The organism is Bacteroides cellulosilyticus, from assembly GCF_020091405.1.
Lineage (GTDB): Bacteria > Bacteroidota > Bacteroidia > Bacteroidales > Bacteroidaceae > Bacteroides.
Genome location: NZ_CP081903.1, coordinates 5,107,724 through 5,127,769 on the forward strand (window position 1 = coordinate 5,107,724; position 20,046 = coordinate 5,127,769).

Here is a 20,046-nt window from a genome sequence, read left to right on the forward strand (position 1 = left end):
TGAGTGATTAATTCTCATATATATTAACCTCTAAAAAATACTATTATGAAAAGAATTTATGTATTGTGCTTACCTTTTTTGATTTGTATGAAGATCTTTTCTCAAACTGAGATTATTGATAAAGATTTGCAATTAGGAGCTTTTGGCTTAGATTATCTAGGATATGAGAAAAAAATGTATTTTGGATGTATTGAAGATAATACGGATGACGTATACTTTATGCGACATAATATTGTATTAGATCAAACGGAACTTCTTCTAAATATTGGCAATGATAATAGTGATAGATTCATTATTGGAAGACAGCATTGGAGCGAAGACTTTTTTACCCCTCAATTTATATTCAAAACAAATGGAAAAATGGGAATTGGAATTCCTGATCCAACGGTTTCATTGGATGTAAATGGTACTATAAGAGCTGACAGTTTATTAATAACAAATGGCAATGTAGGTATCGGTACCGATAATCCTCAAAACAAACTTGATGTAAATGGCACTATCAGGGCTAAAGAAATCTTAGTAGAATCAGATTGGGCTGATTTTGTCTTTAAGCGAAATTATAAATTACCCACATTGAGAGAAGTTGAAGAACATATAAAAGAAAAAGGTACATTGCCTAACGTGCCTTCTGAAGAAGAAGTTAAGGCTAATGGCATTAGCGTGGGGAAAACCAATGCACTCCTACTCCAGAAAATAGAGGAACTGACTTTGTACGTGATTCAGCAACAAAAAGCGATGGAGCAACAACAAAAAGAAATAGAAGAGTTGAAATTAAGAATTATCCAATAAAAATAAATACTATGATAAAAAAATATATTCTTTTCATATTTTTATTACTTAGTAGTTTTTGGGCCTTTTCTGAGAATTCTCTTACAGGACCTAAGACAGTTGATCCGGGAACGTATTACACCTATAGAGCTAGATTGGAAGGGTGGGATATTAATACGAAGGTTAATTGGAAAATTACTAATGGTCATTTTAACAATGTGAATGGTCCGGTTAAATTAACGCAAGAAATTGGAAAGCTTGATGCAATTGTTGTGTGGGATGATACCACAAACAAGGGAGTCATAACTATAGATATTAATGGACCTCTTTTGCTTCGTATTGAAGTGGATATAAACAGTGTCAAAAAGATGCTTATTGCAGACTTTAGGTACAATGGAAACAAAGCAACTAATGATGTAATAAATCTCCCACTTGGTCAAACCGGTACTTTAGTGTGCACTGTTCCTGATATGGAATATCCGATAACTAAACGTAAAATTAATGAATTTAAGTGGAGTACCCCGAAATCATGGGGCGGAGAAACATTTTATAGTAGTGGGACTATTAGAGTGAATTATAATGCTAATACGGGAAATAACGAAACCATAACAGTTACTCCTCTTGGCTTTGGAGCTGCTTTGGGTAATACCAAAACAATAACTATTAAACGAACATCAGCTCCACCAGTGTTTGACGGCAATATTAAAAATGTGACTATTACGTCTAATAAAAAATATAAGCACTCCAATTTATATGCTGAAAATGTAACTATAAAAAGTGGCGCGAATGTGGATATGAATGGTTATAACTCCGTGCGAATAGTACCTGGCTTTACTGCTGAGTTGGGAAGTACTGTCAGAATATACAATGGTAAAGCCGCTATTTGGGTGCCGATATCTAAGGCTGGACTGAGCGAAAGAGAGGAGGTGAAAAACAGATTGATAGAGGATAAAAATGTTATAAAGATGGAACAAAACAATCCTAATCCGGCCAAGGGAAGTACTATTGTGAACTGTTTTATATCTTCAGAAACTACTAATGCTTACATTCAAATATTTAACACTATGGGAGGAATGATTCTGAAAATACCAATAAACGCAACGGGACAAAATGAAATATATATAGATACTAACAAATTACCTAATGGGATTTATATCTATTCATTGTTCGCAGATGGTCGTTTGGTTGATACAAAGAGAATGATTGTGGCAAATTAGTATGATTGCGGAAGTGAAACTGATTGGGTTCTCATTGACAGATAAAACTCTTTTATAAAAACTGTTCAATAAAACTAATTTCAATGATGTCAAAGAGCAATTTAATCTCCTTTTTCGGGATTATTTGATTAATTATTAACTCGTTCCGATTTTAACGGGATACTAATGATATATATCATATTATTTGTTAATTTTGGTTCTTAAGACGAATTACACTATTAAAAATATACTCACATGAAAAAGCTATTTTGCATCTTACTGTGCTATTGTTCTTTGTGCCAGGCACAAGAATATGCCGATTACAAATTATCTGATTACAAGTTACCGGATATCAAGAGAAGTTCTTTGGACTTTAAACTTAATTCCGATGGGTCTTTTGCTACGCACGAGACGAGTGACAATACTGTCTATTATGATATTAAAGGGGCGATTGATGCTACTTTTAATCGGTATTGTACCACTCGCAAATTTATAGGTGATCAATCTGCAAGAATATACTTTGCTGGTTTTAAAAACAATTCAACTCGTGATGAGAATGGCGAGAATTATAAACAAAGTAATTTGAATACAGAGATTTCTTATGTGAATGATAGTCGTTTTTATATCAGGCCGAATACTTGGTTCTGGTTTGTAGGAGGAGACGTTTCATTCACATACTATCAGAATAAAGCAAAGGATACTGAAAAGGAGTTGGGAATTTTCATAAGACCTAAGTTGGGTTTAGGCTGGGGAAGAATAGAGAGGGTGCAAGATGCCCGTCAAGCAGTTTATTTATTGGATAAATTCTCAGATTATGGACTAATGAAAAAGCATCTTTCCAATGAAGAAGTAAATCGATTTGCTCAATTGATATCTACAGTTAAAAACAAACGCTTTTTAGATAGTCGGTTACACTTAATAGATGAAATAACAACAGTGGATTCTTTCTTGATAGCGAATGATTATATTCGTAAGGAAGGTGCGAAGTATTTTACAACGTTGTATGACTATTGGTTATACGGCGATTTGCACCAACGAAAATCAGGGTTCGAAGTGGGATTAGAGGGAATGCCTGAATATAATTATTATACGTGCAGTAATTTTAATCAAAAGAATCATGAGCCAGGGATTACCGTCTCTCTCTCAGCTGAGTACGAAAAACCAATAAACCTGCGCTGGCAACATTCGGCTTCTTTAAACTTCATGTTTTTATATATGCATAATACTTTTGAGGCTGACTATGCTGACAAGACAGTTTATGAGCAGAGCCTGGAGCATTTACAAACTACATATACTCTTGGCTATTACCCCAATTCCAGAACTTATGCCAGTTTGGGAGTCTATAATATATGTCATTTTGCTAACAATCACAAGTTGTTGAAACATTTTTTCGACTCCGGCTTTAGGGGTAAAGCTTACTATTACTTTTCTCCTCAATTTCGTTTAGAAGCTTCGGCGGAAATCGGTTATCAAGTGACGAATAAAGAAGCTGGACCTGACCGGTGGGAAGGAACTTATATGTTAACTCTGAATTATTCGTTTTTTTAGAATAAAAGGACCGAATATAATGATTGATTGAAAAATGTGGTAAGAATAAGCAGGAACTTTGAATTATACAATAAAAGCCAACTGAACTCTAAGGGATTAGTTGGCTTTTTATATTTGTTTAGTGTGGCATTTTTTAGAAGATTATATTTCGAATTTGATAATTCGCTCTTTTTATCTGCACATTGTTTATAATTTGTTGAAAAGAAAAATGCCCTGAAACTGGCTTATATCCGAGATTTGCGTTACTTTTGCACCATGATTGAATTGGCACAACATATAGAGGCTTTATTATTGGAAAATGACTGCGTCATTGTTCCGGGTTTAGGAGGATTTGTAGCTCATTATGCTCCGGCTACGAGAGTGGAAGAAGAAAATATTTTTCTGCCCCCTACCCGTATCATCGGTTTCAATCCGCAACTGAAGATGAATGATGGCTTGCTGGTTCAATCTTATATGTCAGTGTATGGAACCAACTTCTCGGATGCTACCAAGATAGTGGAGCGTGAGGTTGATGAACTGATTGCCGCTTTGCATGAAGAAGGTAAAGTGGACTTGCCGAATGTAGGCGAAGTACGTTATACGATTCATAATACATTTGACTTCGCGCCGTACGATAATAAGATCACAACTCCTTATTTATATGGGCTGGATGCGTTTGAAATGCGGGAATTGTCTGCTATAGAAAAGCCACAGGCCGAGAAGATTATTCCTGCTCCTGCTGCCATTGGAAAAGAAAAGCGTAGCTATGCAATCAAGTTTAACCGGGCTTACCTAACGAATGTGGCTGCGGTAGCAGTTGTCATTTTCCTCTCCTTTTTCTTCTCCACCCCGATAGAGAATACGGAAGTGATAGAAGAAAACTATGCAAAATTGCTTCCGGATGAATTATTCGAAAAGATAGAGAAGCAATCTTTGGCTATTACACCGATTGTTGTAAAGCAGAATACCCCCGCACGTAAATCCGCTAAGAAGCAAACAGGGACACAGAAGAAAGTGGTGGCTCCTGTTGCTGTCAGAGAAGTCAAAGTTGGTAAAACACCAGTTGTGTCTACTGAAACTACGGCAAAAGAACAAGCTTCTCACTCTGTTTCAGCTACTGCTGATGCGCCTAAACATAATGTACAGCCTGTTGCAAAACCAGCAGTTGCCAACCCCAAAAGACCATATCATATTATCATTGCCAGCGTAGGTACTGAAAAAGATGCGGAAACTATGGCTGCACAATTGGTAGCCAAGGGATTTTCCGGTGCGAAAGCTATTGTGGGAGACGGTAAGATGCGCGTCAGCATTGAGTCTTGCGGAACAGAAGTGGAAGCCTATCAGGCTTTGGCGAGAATTCGTGAGAACGAAACCTATAAGAATGCTTGGGTGCTGAAAAAGTGATTTAATTTTTAATTTTAATTCCATGAAGCGTATCCGTTGTCCCAAATGTGAGAATTATCTTCAGTTTGACGAAACAAAGTATAGCGAAGGTCAGTCCTTGGTCTTTGTTTGTGAGCATTGTGGCAAGCAGTTTAGTATCCGCTTGGGGAAAACAAAGATGCTTGCTCCCCAAAAGGAAGAACGCCCGGACGAAGAGGAATTCAAGGAAGCTTTTGGCAGTATCACAGTGATTGAGAATGTATTTGGCTTCAAACAAGTGCTGCCTTTGCAAGAAGGAGATAATGTAATAGGTCGCCGCTGTGTGGGTACTAACATAAACACTCCCATTGAAACATCGGATATGAGTATGGATCGTCGCCATTGCATTATTAATGTGAAACGCAATAAGCAAGGTGGGCTTATCTATACTTTGCGGGATGCCCCCAGCCTGACGGGAACCTTTCTGAATAATGAAATTCTGGGTGACAAAGATCGTATCCGCATTGAGGATGGTGCAATTGTTACCATCGGGGCTACAACCTTAATTTTGCGTAGCGGAACAAGCAATGAACTTGAGTAATTACAATCTACGTTTTTTTTGCAAAGTTGCCTACATCCTACACCTCGTCTTTTAATCATCTAATTATCTGTTGATTATATCATAGAAAGAATATGAATAGCGGTGTAGGCAAAATGCTTCCCTGCACCGCTATTTTTTTATTTATTCAACATTATAACTTCGTATTGCATTCCTCTTTTGGTCCGTTTGGACTCTATCTGATTTTTCTTAAGGATACGCCCAAATGTACTTATACAACTGTTGGACAATGAAATAGTTTTTGATTTTCCTTGCAGGTATTCGATGATTTCCATGGAGGTCATCCACTCCCCCATTTCACCTTCTTCCGGTGAACGAAAATAACAATGGAATAGTTGTTCTAACGGGCTAATTTGTTCAAATTCCCGGTTAGACTCCTTCAAAACAGCTTCATCTGTATCATCAAACCAGTAACGTTCCCCTTTTGTGATAGCATCCATTGCCTGTGCATAGAGCTGGCGGTAGTTGATGGTGACACTTGTGTTGATGGGTGCCGTTACTTCAATGCAGATGAAACGGCGGCTACCACTCGGATCGGTTAGCAAGTCTTTCTGGTTGCTGGTACCGATGAATGAAGCATAGCGCCGTATTTCCTGAATGCTGCTCCCATAAGGTTTACGCAGATTAGCAACAGGCTTCTGCAACAAGTGTTTCAGAAAACCCTGCTGATTCATGCTGACCTGGTCAAACTCATCAATATTAATCAGCATAAAACGACCCAGATACATTTCCGCATCTCGTTTACTCCCGAAATCCAGACTGTCCGTATAGCCGAAACGAAGTTCGGGTGGAAGAATAATCCGGCAGTAGGTTGATTTCCGAAAACCTTGCGCACCGACCAGGAGCGGCGATGTACTGTTGGCATATTGTTTATTTAATCCGCGCCAGTGAGCCACCATGTTCAGGAACCAGCGGTAGAAAAGTTGTCGCCAATGCGGATTATTACAGGGTACGAGGTCGGCGAGCGCATGAATGCGGTCTTTGCCGTCCCAGCGTCCTACGCTGCACAGATAATCTTCCACGGGATTGTATAACGGTACGCGGTTGGATGCCAGATAGCGGTTCACGTCTCTGTCCCACACTTTGATGCCTTCCTGTAGGGCGTCCATTGATATGCTGTTCCGTGCCCGTTGGTCAACGGGCTGGAAGTAGAAGTGAATGGAGTCTTTTTGGCGAAATTCCAGGTCGTTACTGACGGTATTGAAGCGAAATTCATACCTGCGCTCCATGAATTCTTCCAGCCGGAGGGAAATTTCCTGTTCCGGTGTTAGTGCAGACTTCTTGCCGAAGCCCTTGCATTCCCGATACAGATTATGGATGGTGGTCCTGACAATTTGTTCGTCAGCTTGCCTGTAATAGTGTATCATAACCTGACGCACGGTTTCTTCTTCCGGTATCCCTGCCTTGAAACAATGTTCGGTCAGACACACCAGTAGTGGATGCAATGCATCTCCCCGCTTCCAGTTCTCCATTTCATCCAATGCTCTGCCAAGGGCTGTTTCAAACAGTATGGTGAAGGTTTCGGATGTTTCAAACCCCGGCTTCAGCCTTAGCAACGGGTTCTTTTCCATCAATTTCCGTTGGTGGAAGGTCTGTTCTCCGGGCATACTGAACGGCTGCTCTTGGCAGAAAGGTATGGCATCGGGATTGAAATACGGAGTGACATCCAGCGTCATGCGGCAACTTTGTGTGGGACTGGGTTCTTTCAGGGTTATTGGAAACGGCAATATAGGTTGGTAGCACTGCACAGCCATACGATAAGCACAGGCATGAAAAAGAGTGATGTTCTCCTCTTTTACAGGGAGACTTCCGTCAGGAAGCACGAATTTTACCCATATCTTTACGCTCCGCCCGCTGCTTCCGGTGATGGCTGCCCAGGTTTGCGGCAACAACCTCGCTTGTTCTTTCACCAGTTCCACTTCAGACAGTCCGGCCAGGTCGTTCACTTTGAGCATCACTACCCCATTGTAGTGCTTCATCTTCCTGCTGCCGTCGCGGCTTCTCCCGTATTCAATAGACGGATAGATGCGTGGTAACTTGTCGATGTGCTCGTAGTGACCGCGAGCATCAGGGGTGGTATATAGTAGCATAGTACGTAGTGCCGTGACATGTGCCGCTTTGGTTTCTGTTTTTATTTTTTCCAATAATGCGTCTGCTTCGCAGGTGCTAACGGTTTCTTTACCACTCTCTTTTTCTTCTCTGATTAGAGTTATTTTCATTTGCGTTTCTATTTAAAAAATAATTTATTCATAAGTAGCTTTTTCTAAGAGGCTGCAAGGTACACATAAAATGCGTTTTAATCAAATATAATAGGGCTTTTATTGGAATATTATTTCCCTGTTCTAATCGTCTGAAAACAATAAGAAAAATTGAAATATAGTCGGTTGAAAACTTGACTTTCCCTTATTGTTTTTGTATCTTTGTCAGTAGCAAAACTTCGTCCTGCAGTTGTGTGCCGGATGGTTTTCAACTGGGGGCTGTGCAGCCTGCGATTGCAGGATATATAGCCCGCAATTGGAAAACGAAGTTTTGCCTATGGCTTAATGCCATTTTCCTTCAGGCAAAAGAGGAAAAGGAATAGGGCAAATGATGATTTAGTAACTTAATAACATAGCATTATGGCAGCAGAATATGATTTTCAAAGGCGTCCAAATCCGAAAGGCGACAACGCAGTACAACCTTTGTATCCGCGTATTGTAAACAAGGGTACGATTAAGATGGAGCGTCTGGTTCAGGATATAGCCGGTATGTCCAGCTTTACGTCCGGTGATGGATCCTAAAGAGATTCACTCGCAAACCATTTTCTTTGGAAAAGTACATTTGCGTGTATCCCCCGACTTCCGGAAACGCTGCGCAGGCTATGTGGAGCGTGCCAAATACGGTTTTCGGAAAAGTGCCGAACTTAGCGGCGCGGAACGTTATCGCCGTTTACTGGCTTTTCTGGAGACACATCCTTTCATTACCCGCCATGATTACAGTGGAATTACGGGACTTTTGAAGAATAAAGCGCTGAATGACCTCAATTTGCTCGTAGAAAAGGGCTATTTGAATGTAATTGGGCGAGGATCGCATAAAGTATATGTACGCGCTGATAATAAGGTGGTTACGGAGTGACAGAAGCTCATTGATAGACAAAAAAAGGTGTAGGAAATAATTTTCCTACACCCTGACTACACCGCTACACCGGTTGTTATATGATTGAAAATCAACGGGAACTGCAATGTGGTGTAGGATGCAGGCAAAATTACTCAAAACATATTATTGTTTTCTTTATAATTTAATGCACGGTTCATCATCTTTAATTGAGTGAGGACATTGTCGAAACTGACGGGATTTGCTTTAATATCCGGATTGACGATAGTGGCATCATACGCCGATTTTTCCAGTTTACCATTCAGATAAATCTTCAACATGCCGTTTTTTTCGCGACATAACGAAACTATCAGTTTCTTGTTGCTGTTTACTTGTTGGTCGGAGCTGACTTTCAGACCTCCTGCCACAAATACCAGCCGGCCGTCAGCGTCTATAGATACCGATATGTCCTTTCCCTGATGCAGTAAAACGACAGCAGCCTTGTCCGTTTTCAGATGGAAAGATATATTAAAATCTCCCCTGCCACTGATGCCCGTTGAAACAGGTATCTCCTGGTTTTCAAAATAGAAGAAAGGTATACGAATCGTTTTGCTATTCTCCGCATAATCTTTCACTCCCGAAACACTGAAACGATACTCATTATTCTTTTTCATTTCCCGAACCAAAGTTAAGGCTACACTACGCCTGTCGGCCAGCAGCGCAACGTTCTTCACTTCATTTTCCGAAACGGTAAATATTCCGTTCTCCACAATTACCGGTTCATCAAATTCGGCGACCAAGCTTGTCGAAGAAGTGGTTTTTACCATTTGTAATTTGGGGGCCGTCTTGTCGGGAGAAGTACTGAATTTCCAAATTCTCACTTCACCCGGTTGCAAATCGATTGTCATCTGTTCGCCATAGTCAAACAGATGACGTTTCGCAAATTCTTTTTCCCCGTCAGTACTAAGGAATGTCCATACAGCCGTACGGTATAATCCTTTTAATCCTTCGGGCATGCCAATCGTCCGGTCGAGCAGCAGTGTGAACTTTTGGGGGCGGTCGGACGGATTGCGCACAGAGATAATACCTTCCTGCCCATTCCAGGCGGAATATCCGTAAGGACCTCCCTTGGCAGGAGTCTGCCCTATAAGTTTTGCATGTCTGAGAATCCCGTAGTTATCACTGATCCAACGCAGTACATCCGCATTTATCACCCACTTCTGTCCTTCATCCATCATGTCGTAGCTGTAATGAAGTTCCCAGAAAGCAGTGCCACGGGTTGCCATCATCATCAGGTATGTGCGAAACTCGTCATCATTCATTTTTCCCGCTAAATTTGCCTTATGACCATAAATAGGGTCGTGATTATAAAGATGGGCTAAAGGAAACTGAAATGCACGTGTTTTCACGAAATCAAAATAACGGTCGTCTCTATAGGATAACAGCCGGTCTACTTGTGCCGGACGCTTGACATCCAGTCTTCCTATATCCTGTGAGTTTTGAATCCAGACAGAGTTGGCCCACTGCAAATACCAGGGACTGGGATTCACGTAGCAAGTCAGGTTAATCCAGAAATCATCCCGTTTGGTTCCGCGCTGGTCGCGCATGGCCTGAAGTATATCAATCCACCGTTCCCAATGTTCAGTGACATAATACATCCCCTGATATCCGCCGGATATGTAATTGCCTGCTGAATCGGCCTGTGGAGGACGAACCATGAAGCCATCCAGTTTCCAGTAGTTCATGTCAAACTTCTTTTGGCAATCCAGAAAGAAATCCTTCAGCTTTTGCAGATAGACTTTATGGTTAGTGCAGATATCATCTGCATTTTGGTTCCATTTACCATTGCCATTTTTTTCGAGGAACTTGGCAAATTTACTATTATAGCTATATCCTCCACGGGGTCCCAGCCACAATCCGAAATCAGAAGCAAATTGATGGGCCAGTTTGGAAGGAGTGGCCAACTCATGCGGGAATTTACTGTTGAAAGACCAGAACTTGACCGTATTTTCCTTTTCAAAAGGGCCATAGGCATTCCAGCCATCATCCACTACATAAGAGTCGAGCGGACGGACACCGTTTTGCGTCAATCCGCATTCCACTTCACGGAAGGAGTTCAGAATATTGTTCTCATCGATCTTCATCATAAAGTCATACCATGAATTATACTGCATACGCAAATTTATCGGGACGGCAATGTCATCGATATAACTGAAAAAATCGGTCCGGATAACATCCATATCGACACTGCGGGAAGCACCAAGCACTGCTTTCCAAGTAGAGAATGTGCCGTTTTCCAATCGATTTTCTTTATCCAGCATATCAAAATTCTTACCGGAATAATAACGGATATGTGCCACATTGTCTTTTGTTATCACTGATTCGGCAGCAGGGAACTCCAAGCCCAAAAACATGGCTTGCACATATAGCGGTTGTCCCAAAGAGATGTGATAGCTGCTGATTCCTCCCACGCCTCCTTCCATATCCGGATGTGTCCAGACTGCATATCCTCCGGGAAGTTTCAGAGATTCGAAATCAATGTAGTCGATGCGTGCCTGGCTGCGCTGTGAATCGGGAACTGTAATTTCCAAGTGTTTCCGCATATAATGCTTTCCGTTTTGCAGTGTATATACCATATTGACTTGCCAATCGACCTCTCCAAGACGGAAACTCTGATAGCGGAAGGTTAGTTTCTTCCCGCCCTTTCCGTCGTCAGTGATGTCAACCTTGTTTAGTGAAAGCTTTGATGAGCGGAGCTCTGCAGTAACAGAATCTTCGCTTAACGTACGTATAATGAATTCTTCGGAAGAAATCTCCGGAACGATTCGGATGGGTTCCGAACCGGTACGCTTATTCACAATGGTCTGTGTGCGCACGTGTCCGTTCACTAAGGAGAATTCACGTGCCAGAAATTCGTTGCCTATAACTACCGAACTCCCATCATGAACCGCGTAGACTCCTTTACTTTTTGCTGCTGTCGCCAATGCTGAACAGCAAAATGGCAGAAGCAGAATAATAAAAAAACGTTTTAACATAATGTTGTGTATTTATTCAATTATAATTTCATCAAAATAAAATCTCGTATTTTGTCCCGGATGTACGTGATGCGCATATTATTGACAAATGGGGCATTTCGCAAAAAAAGAAGGCTTTAAAGAATAAAGGGTCGATATCAACATCGACCCTTTATTCTTTCTTAAAAAACCTAAGATACAATTTAAAGATATAATAAGAGATATAAATCTCTAATCACAATCGTATGTATAATCGGCCACCGACCCTGTTTCTATAGGCCATCCCGGATTCTGGTAAATATTGGAATTTTCCAGATCAGTGGCGTCACCGGCTGTCAGCAATATCTCGCTCAACGGTATCGGTTCCAGATAATGCGGTTTAGGGAAGTTGTATCCGTTATAAGCTTTATCCGATTCGTTTACTCTAAAAACTCTTATATATTTGCTTTCCGGATCTCCGGGATCATATTGAGAAATTACATCTTCTTTTAATGTAATCGGTGGTTCAGCATTAGCATATCTTCTAAACATCACATCCCACAGATTCATGCCCATCATATCATAGTTTACCATATTATCCAGAGCGCGCCATCTCTTCAGGTCGTTCAGTCGCATGCCTTCGGCTATGAATTCACAGCGTCGTTCCCTGCGAATGTTATACAATGTAGCGTCTATGCCTTTAGTCTTTGCCGCCAAATCACGTTCCTGTGACAAGTCAGTACGACTGATGGTAAGCATATAATCCGAATTCGTCTTCGCTCTGTCGCGTAACGCTCTCCAATAGGAATCGCAATTGCCTCCCAAGTCCTTATGTCTCTCATAATAGGCTTCCAGATAGATGCAATAGGCTTCTGCCGCTCTGAATATAGGATTTGCAGTGGTTCCTCCGGTTTCTGAGCTCGCTTGATCCGGATTTAGCCATTTGGATACCTGATAACCGGTTGGCGTATATTCATTGTCACGAGATCCGATTCGGGGCAAGAACACATTGTTCAGTGATTCCACCAAACGGTTATCCCGGTGTGCCAACACCCGTTCGATAGTGATATCCGATTGATAGTAATCTCCGGCCGCATAAATGGGAAGTCCGTTATTCATCAGGAAAGACTCTACCAATGAACGGGTGTATCCGGTTTTCCCGGCTAAACTCAACGCCCGGCTTACTCCGTGTCCATTTACTGTCGCTACATAGCTTTTTGCCAACAATACCTCAGGAATTGTATCAATGACATCAGACGTGAACATCTTTTTATAGTCTTTACACAAAGGACGTACTTTTGCTACCATGTCCGAATACTCAATGGCTTTATCCAGGAAGAAGTTGATTTCAGCCTCTGCACTTCCCGCCTTAAATGTGAAATCAGGATGCATTTTGGCTCCCACCCATTTGGCATTGCCCGGCACGAAGCAAGTACCGGCATGATATTTCTCCCACGTCGCTTCGAATAATGCCACGCGGGCCAGCATCAGGCGGGCGCAATCCCGACTCAAACGTCCGGTAGATGGCGCAGTTTCCATCATCAGGCTGTCGGCTATCTCCAGGTCACGAATCATGAAACGTGCCACTTCATTACGGGGAGCGCGCCGGGTACTTACTTTCAGGATGCTAATGTCGTCCGGCAATACTTTATCAATAATGGGCACATCTCCATAATTGGTCAATAGGCGATAGTAATCGTATGCCCTGAAAAAGTAGACTTCTCCCAGGTAATGGTTGATTTCCTTTTCAGTGCCGGTGATTTCCTTATTCTCTATTCTTTCCCGAATCAGGTTGATGAAATAGTTGCATTGGCGGATTGTAGTGAATTTCCATGCACTGTTGTCGCCCAACTTAGGAACTTCCTTTACTCCCGGATAAAAGTTACTGTTGGACCAGAAGGAGGTCTGGTTATCACTGTTTTCATCATCCCTGTAAGGACCTCCGTTCATGTATGATTTGTTACTCGGAAATAAGGAATAGAATGTATTGGCAAAATATGCCATATCTTTTGTCGACTTCAGAAATATATTTTCATTACCGAAGTCAAGAGGTTCTCTTTGCAGGAAATCCTCGCAGGAAGACAGCAGGAAACCTCCCATCACTAGAAACAAGGTTATATATTTTTTCATATTCTTTTTCATTATATTTATTTAGAACATTACATTGACTCCTACGGAGAAAGTGCGGTACATCGGATAAGTCTTACCGATACCGTAAGCCTGTGCCGACGAACCGAGCGCTTCCGGATCAAGAATCATCAGGTTCGTGAATGTCAGCAGGTTTTCAGCAGAAACGTATATGCGCAATTTCTTTATATATTTCTTTATAGAAGCAAGTTGCGGAAGCGTATAACCCAAAGTAACATTCTTCAGGCGCAGATAGGAAGCGTCCTGCAGATAATGGTCGTTGCACTGGGAGTTATTCCTGTCGGTACGGATACGTGCATAATAAGCATCGGTATTGGCTCCCAGCGGATGATTCGCATAGCGGAAATAATCCATGTGCTCCTTGTAGATGGAACGCTGCCAAGCGCCTGACACACCAAAGAAACTCGGTGAATCGAGAAAAACGTCTCTCTTGCCCACACCCTGGAAGAAGCAACTGAAGTCCAGGTATTTCCAGCGGAGTGTGCCGCGGATACCATACGAATAACGGGGAGTAGAATTTCCGATTACCGTTAAGTCGCCATGAGAGTCTACAGTCTCAGAGCCTTTGGTGATGGCGGGGTTGTCGTCCAGATTGGCATACATGAAGTCGCCTCCTCCCCATAATGAGTTGCCGATGGCTGTTTGGTCGTGCAGAGCTATATGATCGGCCATTTCCTGATCGTTTTTCGCAATTCCAATCACACGTAATCCCCAGATATCTCCTAAATCCTTGCCTTTATAGTATTTGGATAATTCTTTGTTAGGGCTGTCGTATTTAGTAATGATTGATTTGAAATCGCTCAAGGTGACATACAATTCATAGCTCCAGTCTTTACCGATGCGATCGGTCCAGCTTGCTTCCAACTCCCAACCGCGTGTACGCAGTTCGGCATTGTTCGTTTTAGGCACATTGGCTCCGTAGACAGCCGGTACGGGTAATGCAGGCCCTACGGCATCTTTCGTTTTACGCTCGTACCACTCTCCCATTATACTCAGACGGGAGTTGAAGAAAGCAAGATCCACACCGACGTTAGTGTTCTGCACGGTTTCCCAAGTGATATTTGTGGAGAACGGAGCCGGAGCCTTCAATTGTGTGGCAGCTACACCGTCAAAAACATAATCGGACATAGGGTTTGTGAACATCTTCTGGAAATAAGGATAAAAACTATTTGTATTCTGGCTGCCTAACGAACCGAATGAAGCTCTGATCTTGAACATATCCCAACCGGTCTTTTCTTTTATTTTTTCGAAGAAAGGTTCTTCGGCAATGTTCCAACCCACAGAGAATGAAGGAAAGAATCCCCAACGTTTGTCTGTTGGAAAGCGGGAGGCAGCATCAGCTCTGAAGTTCACTTCGGCCAAATAACGCATGGCGTAATTGTAGTTGAGCCTGCTGAAAATACCGAGAGTGGACCATTCTGATTTCTGTTCGCTCGTAAGGTTGGTCGGGTCGTTTACGATCCATGGATTATCATCCGAAACAATCTTGGAAGAACCGATTCTGGAATAAGACGTAGAATAATATTCGGACTGGGTTCCCACCAGTATCTTGAAATAGTGTTTCTTCAACTGTTTCTCATAATCTGTGCGTGCACTGAAGTTCCAGTAGTTTATGCGGCCGTTACCTACCTCATAGTAGCTTTCTCCCGCACCCGGCTGAACGTTGAAACTGCCGTTTTCTTTTACTTCATGCTTCACTGCCACATCTTTCAATACACCGGTTGCCACTACTCTGCCATCCGGTAATGTATTATATATCTTCTTGAACTGACGGGTATCATTGGGAGTTTCTATCCTGCTACTGAAATCAACATATATTTTCCAATCCTTGACGGGTTCGATAATTACTTTTCCCTGATTATAGAAGCTTTTACCGTTGGCAATCTGGTCTCCACCGTGCTGTAGAGCTTCAATGCCCGAACTGGTATGATATTCTCCGTTGGGAAACGTGACCGGAACCAGGGGATACGTGCGGCCCAGATTATGGAAGAAAAGATCGTTCATGGCAGACGGCTTTTGGTTTTTATCCAATATCATGCGGGTAGTCCAGTAAACCGAAACGATTTTATTCATCTTAATTGTAAAGTTTCCGTTCAGGGAGAAGTTTTCGTATTTATCATCGGAGTAGCGGAACAGACCGTTCTGGTTCAGATAGCGTCCGGAAATATAATAATTGAATTTATCACTGCCGCCACTCATACTGACGTTGTGTTCCTGAGAGTAAGACGCATTCTTCAAGTGCACATCATACCAGTTTGTATTGGCCCAGCATTGTTGGTCGCCTACCCACCACACTTCACCGGTTTCTTCATTGGGCTTTCCCGGTTCGATGCCGTATTGAAGGTAAGGAACATCTGGAAGGCTGGTACCATTCATCAAGGCTAAGATTCTATCGGTATTGATCTGACTATTGCCTCCTGCATTCGTAAAAGCGTCATTCACAGCCAAGGCATATTCGTAAGAATTGACCATGTTGGGGGTATTGATAGGCTGGGATATGCGTACGTTTCCCGAATAAGAGATATTGAATCCCCTATCACCCTTCTTCAAGGTGACAAGAATCACACCGTAGGGAGCGCGCGAACCGTAAATGGCTGCTGCTGCGGCATCCTTCAAGATGGTGATATTTTCAACATCATTGGGGTTCAGGGTAGACAAGTCTCCTTCCATGCCGTCAATCAGCACAAGCGGGGAAGCCTTGCTGCCGGTTCCGTCCTGGTCTATATCTTCCAGTCCCACTCCACGGATGTTGATCTCCATTTTCTGGCCGGGTGCACCACCCATATCGTTGGTGATATTCAGTCCGGCTACCGCTCCTTGAAGACCGTCTGCAACACTGGTGATAGGGCGTGAAGCAAGTACTTTGGTGTCTACACTTTTAACGGCTCCCGTCAGATTCGCTTTTTTCTGAGTACCGAATCCTACAATAACCACTTCGTTTAACATCTGTGAATCTTCACGCAACACTACTTTCATCTTCTTACCCTTGGTGGCAGGCACTGTCTGTTTCTGATATCCGAGATAGGTGAACTCCAATGACTGTTTAGCATCGGCTTCTATGCTAAAATTTCCATCGAGGTCTGTGATTGTACCTGTCCCGTGATTCTCTTTTATAACGACATTTACACCCGGTAACGGTTCACCGCTTTCATCAACAACTACACCGGTGACTTTCGTTGTTTGTGCACAGATTATACTGTTCAGTATAAAAAGGCACCCCATCATTATAATATATCTATATTTCATAAGGTTAGTTTTTATAGTAAAGATTTAATTAGCTACCACGTGGGGCTGTACGATTACAACTGTCTTCACAATGGCAGAATCGCCTGCTATCACAGAATAGTAAACTTTTCTGTCGTTTTTTGTTTTATTGTTCGACACGGTGGATGTTATAGTCGCATCTCCGCCTCCCCGGGGGGATGAAGGGATGGACATCCACCCTGACAGGCCGGCTTTGTTTTGACATTTGGCACTCCATGAGCAATTTGTGGTGATTTTAAAAACCATCATATTTGCGGTACTCGGGATTATTATCGAATCTCCGGTGTATTGGTTTCCCAGCGTATCACTGACTGAGAAATCCAGATAAAGAGGTTCAAAAACTCCCGGAGTCTTAATATCCTTTTCGCAACTGCCGCAGAAGAAACTGCCGATTGCCAAGAAGGAAAGCAGGACTAATTGTTTTTTTCTCATTTTACATTAGATTAAATTATACATATGGTTAACTATTTCACGATCAACAGTCTGGAGTATTGTTTCCCGGAATCCGTCAGTAAACGCAACAAATAGTAGCCGGATGCAAGTTTCCCGTATTCATACCGGAAGATGCCCTCTGCTGATATCTCTAAAGTTTGTAACAGTACTCCCGAATTAGTGTACATAAGTAGTTTGCATCCTTTTTCCCCTTCAGGTATGGTTATATCGGTTACGCCTTCCGACGGATTTGGATAAATGGAAAACTCAGTATTTTTAGTTTTTACTTTTTCAATAGCGGTAGGAGTCATGTCTACTTTCGTCACTAATGTGTCTACATTGGATGAAATGGCATAAGCCGATGACTTGAACAGGCTCAACGGATGATTCGTATCAGGGAAATCAATATTCAGCGACCAACACATGATGCCACCCAGTCCTTGTTTCTTCACTTGCTCCGAACGCCAACGGGTCTGGTAGGTTCCCGTAAAGTAATAGCCGTTTGAATAATTATCATCCGGACCGATTTCTCCGACCTGATGGATACGTACCGGTGGATTGTTTGTTTGCGAACCATCGGCATTGTATTGCTTGCTGGTGCTGCCTGCAAAAGACATCACTATTTTTTCTTCCGGATATTCCCAAGCCAGGAATTTGTTGTAGGCTTCCGGGAAACTTTCATAGGTGAAATGCTCTTTAGCCGGACCGTAATTCTGGAACAAGAAATAGTCTACAGACTTCATATCTTCTTTAGGAAACCAATATGAAACGGTGTGTGGAGAAACGGTCAGAGTCTTGCCCTCCTTCAATTTGCTGCGAAGCAAAGTCATCAGTTTACCATAGTTTGTCCATGCAGCATCCTGACCGCCATATCCCGGCCATTCCAGGTCGAAATCCACGCCATCCAGATTATCGTCATTATTTATAATATCAGCCATTTCGGTAGTGAAACGCTCCCTTTTTGCCGCATTGCCTATCACTGTTTTCCAATCGGAACCACTCGAAACACTCAGGCGAATTTTGAATCCGCGGTGATTGGCATACGCCGTGCGCATGATGTTCAGATATTCTTTATAAGAAAAACAGTCATATCCGGGATCTTCCGGCTTATTGTATGGCCAGTAACTGCCCGCATAAAAGGCATAATTCACTCCAACATTTTTCCCGAATCCGGGCAAATTCAGACCATTATCACCCATTGAGAAAATCTCGTCGCGTCCGCTGCCCTTATTCCAGATTATGGTTTCATCTATTTTGCCCACAAAATTCTCTCCAATAGTAGCTTCCACATCAGCAAGTTCGGCAAGTGGCAACACCCACGACTTTTTTATCTCAGGATACAAATAAGGGTAAATGTTCAGTTTCTTTTTGTTGCAGGCAAAAAGAAAAGTTCTGTTTAACTCATAATAACGATCAGAGGTTGAAAAACCCAAATGAATCCATTTACCGGTTACGATTTCTCCCGCACATTTGTATTTATATTCGTCTCCATTTACTCGGAGAATTACTTCTGCATTGCTTTCTTCGCCTAGACGGAGAGATATTCCCATATTTTCGTTTTTCTCCTTTTTCAAGAGAAAAGCACCTTCCACCCACCGGTCGATATAGAACCAGGTGCAGAATGAATAATCGTCGGTTGGAGTCATTGCTTTGACACCTGCACTCATTTTTCCAGTACCGTCAAATGCCAGCATACCTCCGTTACGCCCCTCATAAGATTCTAAATAGGATGCTCCTCCTGTCAGTACTCCTCTGTCGAATGGCAGGCTCACACTGGCCGAGCCGTCGCTTCCTATTCCGGCAATCAGCGCGACTAAATCATTGCATAACAGGTATTTGTCACGGTCTGTTCCTGTGTCGGAGAAACGTCCAAAATCGGTATAAGCAGTAACTATACGGTATTTAAAGAAGGAATTATCTGTGACCTCCACACGGTGTGCATTTCCGTTCATTATGCCATGATGGCGGAATGTATAATCTACGATGTTATCGCATAATTCCTGATCGAATTTGTAGTATGCAATCAAGGATTCATAGTCCGGATGAAATTTATTAATGGTATTATCCCACAGGATAAATCCTTTTACACTGGGATCATGTGTTAAGTATTCCGTTGTATCGAGTACGGTACTCCATAAACGAAACTCATCTATTTTTCCCTTAAATGCTTCTCCTATTCTGAATTCCGAATCGCTGTCCGGAATCGTTAGTGAAGAAGAAACTGTAGGAGAATTTATTTCTTCCCCATTAACATAAGAAGTGATATTGCTCCCGTCTACCATAAAAGTCAATTGTGACCAGGCACTCACTGAAAAGTGGTCTGATTGGAGCTGGATATTCTGGTTACCTATATGAAAAACAATTGTACCTTCCGCCGGACCCAGGCATGCCTCAAAAATGTCGGCACCTGCTCCTCGTTTAAAAATAGATGCACCCGGTGTCCATTCGGAGGGATACATCCAAAACTGAACTGTGTATTTAGAGAGGTTATTTAGTTCTGATATACAATTAAATTTGATATCACTGTTACCATCGAACGCTACCGCGTAATTTTTGACTTGGGCAAACGAGGTCAGGCAAAAAAGGAGGGAAATAAAAAAGCAGAAAAGTCTGTTCATAATATTAAATTTTTCATGAAAGAAGGATATGATTCTTATTTTGAGAA

11 protein-coding genes and 1 pseudogene are annotated in these 20,046 nt (G+C 42.1%); 6 read left to right on the forward strand and 6 right to left on the reverse strand.

Translation table 11 applies throughout. The annotated features are described in order from the left end of the window. Window positions 1–45 precede the first annotated feature (45 nt). From K6V21_RS19290 to K6V21_RS19310, 5 genes are all read left to right on the forward strand, one after another. The gene (locus tag K6V21_RS19290; RefSeq protein WP_224319576.1) at window positions 46–789 is read left to right on the forward strand and encodes a hypothetical protein; all 744 of its coding nucleotides are present in this window, start codon (window positions 46–48) and stop codon (window positions 787–789) included. An 11-nt stretch (window positions 790–800) separates the two neighbouring features. Further along, entirely contained in the window at window positions 801–1,985 is a 1,185-nt protein-coding gene (locus tag K6V21_RS19295; RefSeq protein ID WP_224319577.1) for a T9SS type A sorting domain-containing protein, read from the forward strand. A gap of 234 nt (window positions 1,986–2,219) precedes the next feature. Beyond that, the gene (locus K6V21_RS19300) at window positions 2,220–3,512 is read left to right on the forward strand and encodes a hypothetical protein (protein ID WP_149920761.1); all 1,293 of its coding nucleotides are present in this window, start codon (window positions 2,220–2,222) and stop codon (window positions 3,510–3,512) included. A 255-nt stretch (window positions 3,513–3,767) separates the two neighbouring features. Next, a complete protein-coding gene (locus tag K6V21_RS19305; RefSeq protein ID WP_007218495.1) occupies window positions 3,768–4,895 on the forward strand; it encodes an SPOR domain-containing protein in 1,128 nt (375 codons plus the stop codon). A 22-nt stretch (window positions 4,896–4,917) separates the two neighbouring features. Then, complete coding sequence (locus tag K6V21_RS19310; protein WP_007218494.1) at window positions 4,918–5,454, forward strand: FHA domain-containing protein; 537 nt, start codon at window positions 4,918–4,920, stop codon at window positions 5,452–5,454. A gap of 137 nt (window positions 5,455–5,591) precedes the next feature. On the opposite strand, the gene K6V21_RS19315 is transcribed toward K6V21_RS19310, so the two are convergent. After that, window positions 5,592–7,691, reverse strand: coding sequence for a BT4734/BF3469 family protein (locus K6V21_RS19315; RefSeq protein ID WP_224319578.1), 2,100 nt, complete (start codon window positions 7,689–7,691; stop codon window positions 5,592–5,594). 399 nt (window positions 7,692–8,090) lie between these two features. Here K6V21_RS19315 and K6V21_RS19320 point away from each other — a divergent pair. Next, window positions 8,091–8,586, forward strand: a pseudogene (locus K6V21_RS19320) (DNA-binding protein). 134 nt (window positions 8,587–8,720) lie between these two features. On the opposite strand, the gene K6V21_RS19325 reads toward K6V21_RS19320, so the two are convergent. The 5 genes from K6V21_RS19325 to K6V21_RS19345 form a co-directional block, all read right to left on the reverse strand. Beyond that, entirely contained in the window at window positions 8,721–11,579 is a 2,859-nt protein-coding gene (locus K6V21_RS19325; RefSeq protein WP_224319579.1) for an alpha-N-acetylgalactosaminidase, read from the reverse strand. Window positions 11,580–11,789: 210 nt separating this feature from the next. Then, the gene (locus K6V21_RS19330) at window positions 11,790–13,667 is read right to left on the reverse strand and encodes a RagB/SusD family nutrient uptake outer membrane protein (RefSeq protein ID WP_224319580.1); all 1,878 of its coding nucleotides are present in this window, start codon (window positions 13,665–13,667) and stop codon (window positions 11,790–11,792) included. A gap of 21 nt (window positions 13,668–13,688) precedes the next feature. Beyond that, window positions 13,689–16,931 carry a SusC/RagA family TonB-linked outer membrane protein gene (locus K6V21_RS19335; protein WP_224319581.1) on the reverse strand — a complete coding sequence of 1,081 codons (3,243 nt, stop codon included), beginning with the start codon at window positions 16,929–16,931 and terminating at the stop codon, window positions 13,689–13,691. 24 nt (window positions 16,932–16,955) lie between these two features. Continuing rightward, window positions 16,956–17,381 (reverse strand): BACON domain-containing protein, encoded by a 426-nt coding sequence (locus K6V21_RS19340; protein ID WP_115503330.1) that lies wholly within the window; start codon window positions 17,379–17,381, stop codon window positions 16,956–16,958. A gap of 32 nt (window positions 17,382–17,413) precedes the next feature. Continuing rightward, on the reverse strand, window positions 17,414–19,999 hold the full coding sequence (locus tag K6V21_RS19345; protein WP_224319582.1) for a LamG-like jellyroll fold domain-containing protein: 2,586 nt from the start codon (window positions 19,997–19,999) through the stop codon (window positions 17,414–17,416). Window positions 20,000–20,046: the final 47 nt, after the last annotated feature.

Coding starts and splice junctions, on each gene's coding strand:
- K6V21_RS19310 (WP_007218494.1), top strand. CDS start 4,918: ATGAAGCGTATCCGTTGTCCCAAATGTGAGAATTATCTTCAGTTTGAC.
- K6V21_RS19340 (WP_115503330.1), bottom strand. CDS start 17,381: ATGAGAAAAAAACAATTAGTCCTGCTTTCCTTCTTGGCAATCGGCAGT.
- K6V21_RS19345 (WP_224319582.1), bottom strand. CDS start 19,999: ATGAACAGACTTTTCTGCTTTTTTATTTCCCTCCTTTTTTGCCTGACC.
- K6V21_RS19315 (WP_224319578.1), bottom strand. CDS start 7,691: ATGAAAATAACTCTAATCAGAGAAGAAAAAGAGAGTGGTAAAGAAACC.
- K6V21_RS19290 (WP_224319576.1), top strand. CDS start 46: ATGAAAAGAATTTATGTATTGTGCTTACCTTTTTTGATTTGTATGAAG.
- K6V21_RS19305 (WP_007218495.1), top strand. CDS start 3,768: ATGATTGAATTGGCACAACATATAGAGGCTTTATTATTGGAAAATGAC.
- K6V21_RS19330 (WP_224319580.1), bottom strand. CDS start 13,667: ATGAAAAAATATATAACCTTGTTTCTAGTGATGGGAGGTTTCCTGCTG.
- K6V21_RS19325 (WP_224319579.1), bottom strand. CDS start 11,579: ATGTTAAAACGTTTTTTTATTATTCTGCTTCTGCCATTTTGCTGTTCA.
- K6V21_RS19295 (WP_224319577.1), top strand. CDS start 801: ATGATAAAAAAATATATTCTTTTCATATTTTTATTACTTAGTAGTTTT.
- K6V21_RS19300 (WP_149920761.1), top strand. CDS start 2,220: ATGAAAAAGCTATTTTGCATCTTACTGTGCTATTGTTCTTTGTGCCAG.
- K6V21_RS19335 (WP_224319581.1), bottom strand. CDS start 16,931: ATGAAATATAGATATATTATAATGATGGGGTGCCTTTTTATACTGAAC.